Source organism: Anaerococcus sp. (assembly GCF_022770135.1).
Lineage (GTDB): Bacteria > Bacillota > Clostridia > Tissierellales > Peptoniphilaceae > Anaerococcus.
Window position 1 is genome coordinate 1 of record NZ_JALEIL010000071.1, and the last position, 7219, is coordinate 7219.

Below are 7219 nucleotides of genomic sequence, written 5' to 3' on the forward strand. Positions count from 1 at the left end.
AGTTAAAAATGATACAAGCCCTGCTAGAGCGCTTGCTCCGTGGTTGTCGTGAGCTATACCAAATGCTATACCGACTGCGAAAATAATGCCTAAATTATCGAGTATTGATCCACCTGCAGATATTAAGAAAGCTGCTATTGGTGATCCGCCTCCCCATAAGTCTGGGTCGATTGCATAACCTATACCCAAAAGAAGAGCTGCAAGAGGCATTACAGCAACTGGTTGCATTAGGGATTGCCCTAATCTTTGTAGTTTTTCCTTCATAACTACCTCCTATAATAAAACGTTTACACTATAATTTTATCACACTAATAAGGCGTATTTCAATATTTTATAATAAGATATTAGGGAGAAATCTCTTGATAGCATATAGTTTATCTATAAAAATTTTCTTATAGGAAGTTTGGAATAATTAGATAAGTGTTTAGTTTTATTGGTTTCTATAATCTTTGCTCGAATCATAATTTACTAAGCTATATCTATCTTTTAACCTTAAAATTTAGAATATAAAAAGCGAGGAAAGCTTATAAATTGGACTTATAGCTTCCTCGTCTGAATTTAGATTTTATAGATAATCCTATAACAGATATTTTCTGTAATCGGATAATCATTTCATAGATTTGAGATTAGTCGTCTACTACTTCTCCTGTTAGGGCGTCTACTTCTTTGTCGTCTCCATTTTCTACGTCGATTTCGTATTTTGTCTTTCCATCATCTGTTGATAGGCTCCACTCAACAACTTTGGCATCTTCTTGACCTGTTAGGGCCTTATCCATTGCTTCTTCTGGGCTTATAATTGATGCGAAGTCGATTGGCTCAGCTGTTTCGTTATCGTCATCGTCTTCTTCGTTTTGAGCCTTGATATCAGCTGTGTTGGCATCAAGAGTTAAGCTGTATTCTTTGTTGTCTTTTCTACCTTCGATTTCGTATTCATATTCTCCATTTTCGAGTTCTAGAGAAACACCTTCTATAGCTATTTCTTCGTCAGAGAAAGTTTCTTTGAATTTGTTAACTGCTCCATCAAGGTCGATTTTTACTTCTTTGATGTCGCTTGTTGCAGTCTTTACTGCTGTTTCTACCTCATCTTTTGTTTCTTTGGCAGAATCTTTCGCATCTTTGGCAGAATCTTTTACATCTTCTACCTTTGTCTCAGCTTTTTCGTTAGTTTCATTAGTATTTGTATCAGTATTGTTGCCACAAGCTGCAAAAATCATTCCTGCAGAAAGTGCAAGGGCTAAAAACTTCTTATTCATATTATCTCCTTTATTATTCTTCTTTCTAAATATATTATAACACAAACTTAATAATTGTAAAGTTTAGTTTTAAAATATTGGTATAAGAGCTTATAATTAAAAAAAAAGAGCTGGCCTAGGCCAGCTCAATAGGATAAAACTATTTGTTTTCTCCTGCGTTATCTTCTGTTTCTAATTCTTCTTCTGCAGCGTCTTTTGCAGCGTCTTTAGCGTCATCAGCTTTTTCGTCTACAGAGTCTTTTTTGTCATCAGCTTTTTCATCTACTGAGTCTTTAGCATCTTCAGCTTTTTCATCAATAGCGTCTTTTTTATCTTCAGCTTTTTCGTCTACAGAGTCTTTTGCGTCAGTTGCTTTTTCTTCAACTTTAGTTTCAGCTGGTTCAGCTTCTTTGTCAGCGTTGTTTCCACAACCTGCAAGTGCAAATGATGCAACTAGTAACATTGCTGCTAATTTGTTTGTTTTCATTTTTATCACTCCCTTATTTTCGTTAACAATGAATTGTTACGTATTAATTATATACCCAAAACTTTTTTTGTAAAACATTTTTTAAAATAGTTAATAATTCTTAACTAGAAATTAATCTATTTATGATATAATTTTTAATTAATAGGAGGAGAATAGATGAAAGTACTGATAGTTGAAGACGAAAGAAAGCTTTTAAGACTTCTTGATGAGGGCCTAAGCCTTTTGGGTTATGTTACAGATACGGCAAAGGATGGGAAAGAGGCGATAGATCTAGCCTACATAGAAGATTATGACATTATTATCCTAGACATTAATTTACCTAAGAAGGATGGATTTGAGGTCCTAAGAGATATAAGACAATTTGACAAGGAAGTAAATATTATAATGCTTACAGCAAGAAGTGACATAGATGATAGGGTAAGGGGTCTTGACTTTGGAGCTAATGATTATATGACCAAGCCCTTTGACCTTAAGGAGCTTGATGCGAGGATGCGTTCTCTTCTTAGGAGAAAGTCAATCATGGAAGAAAAAGATATCACAATTGATGGGATAACTTTTGATACTGTCAAAAGAGAAGTTATCTTTGAGGGCAGTCCCCTTACTCTAACAGCTAAGGAGACTGGTATTATCGAATATCTCTTCCTAAATAGGGAAAGGTATGTGAGTGTCGAGGAGCTTATGGACCATGTTTGGGATTCCAATGCAGATGACTTCTCTAATACGGTAAGAGTTCATATGTCTTCCTTGAGGAAAAAGATAAAGAAGGCCACAGGAAAAAATTATATAGAAAATGTCATCGGCAAGGGTTATAAGATTTATGAAAAATAAGAAATCCTATGACTCTATAGTAACAAGGCTAATAATTTCCATTGTAATTATATTTGTCCTAATGGTTCTAGTTTCGAATTTTCTTATAAATAGGAAACAAATTATGATAATGGAGGAAGTCTTTGAGGGCTTTTCTAGAAACTTTCCAGAAAATAACGAGTCGGTAGTCCTTCTTATAGATAGCGCCCAGGTACAATCCACAAGTTCCTTTAGGTTGTATTTGGGTCTGGTTGTAGCTTCAGTTGTCCTAATTGGATCTTTGACCTTTGTCTTTATAATCAAAAAGACCCTAGAGCCCCTAAACAAACTAGAGGAGAAGATAGGAAGGGTAGATATAGAAAATCCAGATAGCTTTTCAGAAAAGCTCGTCGTAGTAGATGGACCGACGGAGATTAAGGAACTTTCTGAAAAGTTTGACGATTTGATTCAAAGAATTTATAAGGATTACAAGAAGCAAAAGGAATTCTCATCAAATGTCGCCCACGAGCTAAGAACTCCCATAGCTATAATGCAGGCCCAGGTGGATGTTTTTAGTGAAAAGAATACTGATGAAAACAACCTAGAATTTATTGAAACAATGGATTCCAACCTTAAGAGGCTCAAAAAGCTAATCGATTCGGTCCTGCTTTTAAGTAAGAGAAATAAAATAAAGATCAGCTCTGTCAATCTTGATAATATGATAGATGAAATTTTATTCGACTTAGATGATTTTGCTTCTAGTAAAAATATTAGCCTGGATTACCACTATTCTAATATAAGTATTGATTCGGATGACGTCCTAATCCAAAGACTTATCTTTAATATAATAGAAAATGCCATCAAGTATACCGAAGAGGACGGATCGGTTGATGTTAGTGTGAAAAAAGATGACGATGAGACGGTAATAAGAGTCGCCGATACCGGTATTGGGATTAGCGATGAGAAAAAGGAAGAGATATTCGATCTTTTCTACCAAGTAGATGACTCGAGGAACAAAGAAGGCTTTGGTATAGGTCTTTCCCTATCCAAGGACATAGCCGAAACTTTGGGAGCAAGGATAGAAGTAAGAGACAATAAGCCTAAGGGAACGATATTTTTGATAAAATTTAAAAATATTTAACATAAATTTAACAAGTCCTATGCTAATATATAATCGAGGTAAGGATATGATATACAAAAAAAGAAGAAATGTTGGAATTGTACTTTTACTAATCTCGATAGTCTTCATTTTTTATGGAGCTATGAGAGGAGAGATGGATACGGTTTTAGGAAAGGCGATTAAGTTATGTTTGGAGTGTATAGGAATTGGATAAGATAAAAAATATAAATCGTATGGCAGTCCAAGCCATAGCGACTCTACTTACAAATATCCATATCCCAAACTTCTTTAAGGGAAATATCTATACAGGCTCAACGAAAAGGGCCTGCGTACCTGGACTTAACTGTTACTCTTGCCCGGGAGCTGCTGGATCTTGCCCCATAGGATCTCTGCAAGCTGTAATGGGTGCCAAGAAATACAAGTTTTCCTATTATGTTATAGGATTCATGATGTTTTTTGGAGTAATATTTGCAAGGCTTATATGTGGATTTCTTTGTCCCTTTGGTTTCTTCCAAGACTTATTGGCAAAGATTCCCTCTAAAAAATTAAGTACTAAAAAACTAAAGCCCTTGCGCTACGTTAAGTATCTGATTCTAATAGGACTAATGCTTGCCATGTCACTTGTACTAGGCGATAAGTACGAAGTGGTTCCTCCCATATTTTGCAAGTATATTTGCCCTCAAGGAATCATAGAAGGTGCGATCCCACTTGCTATCAAAAACCCATCCCTAAGATTGGGACTCGGAAGCTTATTTAACCTCAAGCTTACCATCTTGATCATAACTATAATCCTATCTATAGTATTCTACAGACCCTTCTGTAAATGGATTTGTCCACTTGGAGCATTCTACTCCCTATTTAACAAATACTCCTTCTATCAGATGAATGTAGATAAGCACAAATGCATAGACTGCGGCAAATGTGCTAGGGTTTGTAAGATGGATGTAGATATAAGAGAAAATGATCACCATCTAGAATGTATAAGATGCGGCGATTGCAAGAAGAATTGTCCAACAAAGGCCATATCTTCCTCATTTAGGCAAAGGAGAGAAAATGAAGAATAAAATAATATTTGCCCTAATTTTAGCCCTAGGTCTTACGTCTTGTGGCAACAGCCCACAAAAGGCGGACGATAAGGCTAGTGACAAGGCAGAAACAAAACAAGAAGAAGTCAAAAAAGACGACAATAAAGATGCAGATATGAAAGAAGAAGCAGTAAAGGCGGATGATAAAGAAAAAACTGAGTCAGTAGATGCTTCCAAGGCTGGAAACAAGATGCTACCAGACTTCACATCAAAAGACCAAGATGGCAATCCATATTCCAAAGAAGACATCGGAAAAAATGATGCGACTGTAATAAACTTATGGTTTACAGGATGCTCTGCTTGTGTAGAAGAGATGGATGATCTAAACGAATACTCTCAGAAACTAAAAGAGCAAGAGGGAGTTGACTTTGTATCAATGTGCACAGATGTAAACTACGACGATTCAACCAAAGAAGCCTTTGAAAGAATCATAAAAGATAAAAAGCCAACCTACAAAAATCTTGCAGTAGACTACGAAGGAGAAATGAAGAATTTCCTAGAAAATATCTTCGTATATCCAACAACAATCGTAGTTGACAAAAATGGAAATGTAATAGGAGATCCAGTAGAAGGAGCCCTAAACATTCCAGAACAACAAGAAAAACTCCAAAAGAATATTGATGCAGCTATAGAAAGCAGCAAAATGGCAAAATAATTTCATAAACAAATCATAATATCTCAGACCTCACACAAGTAACTTATTTCTCCATATAAATTGTGGGGTCTTTTGTTTTATCTACTACTTTGTTGTTAAAAATCTCCTTTTATTATATAATAGTTATATACTAAAGGAGTAGAGGATGAATAATAAGAAGATAATTGCTTTGTTGATATGTTTATCTAGCTTTACAAGCTTAAGTCCTTCATTTTCTGATGGAGGGGAGAAGCTAGAGGAAGATTTATATCAAGAAAGTCTCTATAATGAATCTATTGATAATGTTGGTAGAGACACAGATGAAGCCAATATAGAAAAAGATAATCCTAGTGAGGATATTGAAGAGACTCCTTCAAGAAAAGATATTGATGAAGGAGAAATTCGTAAGATATTAAAAGAAATCAAGGAAGAAGATCCGCTATCTTACGAGCAGGAAGAAGAAATCGAAGAGATATCGAAAGACCCTAAGACTAATACAGGAGATACAAGTAGTCTTCCTATAGTCTATTACGACACTTCAGATATAGATGAGATTTTTAAGGAAAACAAACAAACAGCTGATGAGAAAATCAAGATAAGCGGAGATTATAAATTAATCAATAAGGATAAGACGACCTATCTTTATGACAAAGAAGGCAAGAAGCTTTCTGGTAAAAGAGAACTTTCCGGCAAGTCCTATTACTTCGATAAGGACAAGGGCCTAGTAAAGGAAAGTGAAGTCATAGCTGATGGGGGAAAGTTTGCCGCAAACTCTAGTGGAGAGCTCACTCTAGTAGAAAAATCTAAGCCGGGTTGGGTAGACCTAGAAGGCAGGAGCTATTTCTTCCAAAATGACGGCAAGCTCGCTAGAGGCCTTTATGATACGGGAGCTAACAGGTATTTCTTCGATAAAGAAACTGGAGCCATGGCCCGTAATGAAATCAACTCTAAAGGATTTGATAGGATATATTCTGAGGCAAACGGCATAGCCCACTACATAGGCTGGGACTATTCCAAGGGTAAGCTTGGATATTTCAATGAAGATGGAACTTACACCAAGGGTCTCAAGACAATCGACGGAATCACTTACGGTTTTGACGAAAATGGTAAGATTTTCAATAGGCAATACAAGAAATTTGGCAATCAATGGTATTATTTCAATAAGTACGGCGAAGCTAGCAAACATTCAGGAAAATTTGCTACAGGTTGGGTTGGAGATAGGTATTACTTCTCCGATGGAAAACCTGCAGAAGGCCTACAAAAAATTGGCGGAGTAACATATATATTTGATGAATTAACTAAGGAGACCTTGACCAATACTACCAAGGTAATTAATTTTAACAGATACAAGCTAGATAGCCATGGTCGTGCGACCCTTATCGGAAAAATCGATACTAGACAAGCGGTTAAGGGAACAAGAGGACTCTTTGAGCCGGGATTTTCCCAGTATCTTAACAGGAAAACTCCATACTTCAATCAGAGAGATCCTAGATGGGCTAACAGAAGATTTTCAAATGGAACATTTTCAGGCTACGGATGTGGACCAACTGCCATGGCCATGGTCCTATCAAGAGAGCTTCATAGAAATGACATCTACCCAACTAATACAGCCATAGATGCCAACGATTACGAAAACGACGGAACCGAATGGCAATATTTCATGGAAGCTCCAAGGATGTATGGATTAAATTCTTATGATGTGCCAGTAAACAAAAAAGCCTTTATCCAAGCTCTAGATACAGGAACTATGGTAGTAAGAGTGGGTCCAGGATACTTCATAAACGGCGGTCACTTCTTGGTAATAGACTCCTACAAGGATGGATATTTTACAATAAATGATCCATACTACTCAACGAGAAATACCCTAGACAAACA

General features: G+C 36.3%; 9 protein-coding genes. 6 read left to right on the plus strand and 3 right to left on the minus strand.

What is annotated here, in order from left to right:
- The 3 genes from MRZ08_RS03175 to MRZ08_RS03185 form a co-directional block, all read right to left on the minus strand.
- Window positions 1-264 (minus strand): PTS transporter subunit EIIC (locus MRZ08_RS03175; RefSeq protein WP_297379163.1); only part of this gene is annotated, 264 nt, incomplete at its 3' end.
- Window positions 265-626: 362 nt separating this feature from the next.
- A complete protein-coding gene (locus MRZ08_RS03180; RefSeq protein ID WP_297379164.1) occupies window positions 627-1253 on the minus strand; it encodes a PepSY domain-containing protein in 627 nt (208 codons plus the stop codon).
- 139 nt (window positions 1254-1392) lie between these two features.
- Window positions 1393-1719: a hypothetical protein gene (locus tag MRZ08_RS03185; protein ID WP_297379166.1), complete on the minus strand. Its 327-nt coding sequence runs from the start codon at window positions 1717-1719 to the stop codon at window positions 1393-1395.
- 156 nt (window positions 1720-1875) lie between these two features.
- Here MRZ08_RS03185 and MRZ08_RS03190 point away from each other — a divergent pair, with 156 nt between their 5' ends.
- The 6 genes from MRZ08_RS03190 to MRZ08_RS03215 all read left to right on the plus strand — a co-directional run.
- Complete coding sequence (locus tag MRZ08_RS03190; RefSeq protein ID WP_297379167.1) at window positions 1876-2547, plus strand: response regulator transcription factor; 672 nt, start codon at window positions 1876-1878, stop codon at window positions 2545-2547.
- Window positions 2537-3646, plus strand: a complete 1110-nt coding sequence (locus MRZ08_RS03195) for a HAMP domain-containing sensor histidine kinase (protein ID WP_297379169.1) — start codon at window positions 2537-2539, stop codon at window positions 3644-3646. The genes MRZ08_RS03190 and MRZ08_RS03195 overlap by 11 nt, the downstream gene beginning before the upstream one ends.
- Before the next feature lie 46 nt (window positions 3647-3692).
- Window positions 3693-3839: a CD1871A family CXXC motif-containing protein gene (locus tag MRZ08_RS03200; RefSeq protein ID WP_012803560.1), complete on the plus strand. Its 147-nt coding sequence runs from the start codon at window positions 3693-3695 to the stop codon at window positions 3837-3839.
- A complete protein-coding gene (locus MRZ08_RS03205; protein WP_297379172.1) occupies window positions 3832-4689 on the plus strand; it encodes a 4Fe-4S binding protein in 858 nt (285 codons plus the stop codon). Before MRZ08_RS03200 ends, MRZ08_RS03205 begins: the two co-directional genes overlap by 8 nt.
- Window positions 4679-5365 (plus strand): TlpA disulfide reductase family protein, encoded by a 687-nt coding sequence (locus tag MRZ08_RS03210; RefSeq protein ID WP_297379174.1) that lies wholly within the window; start codon window positions 4679-4681, stop codon window positions 5363-5365. Before MRZ08_RS03205 ends, MRZ08_RS03210 begins: the two co-directional genes overlap by 11 nt.
- 145 nt (window positions 5366-5510) lie before the next feature.
- Window positions 5511-7219: C39 family peptidase (locus MRZ08_RS03215; protein ID WP_297379176.1), on the plus strand; the 1709-nt coding region annotated here is incomplete at its 3' end.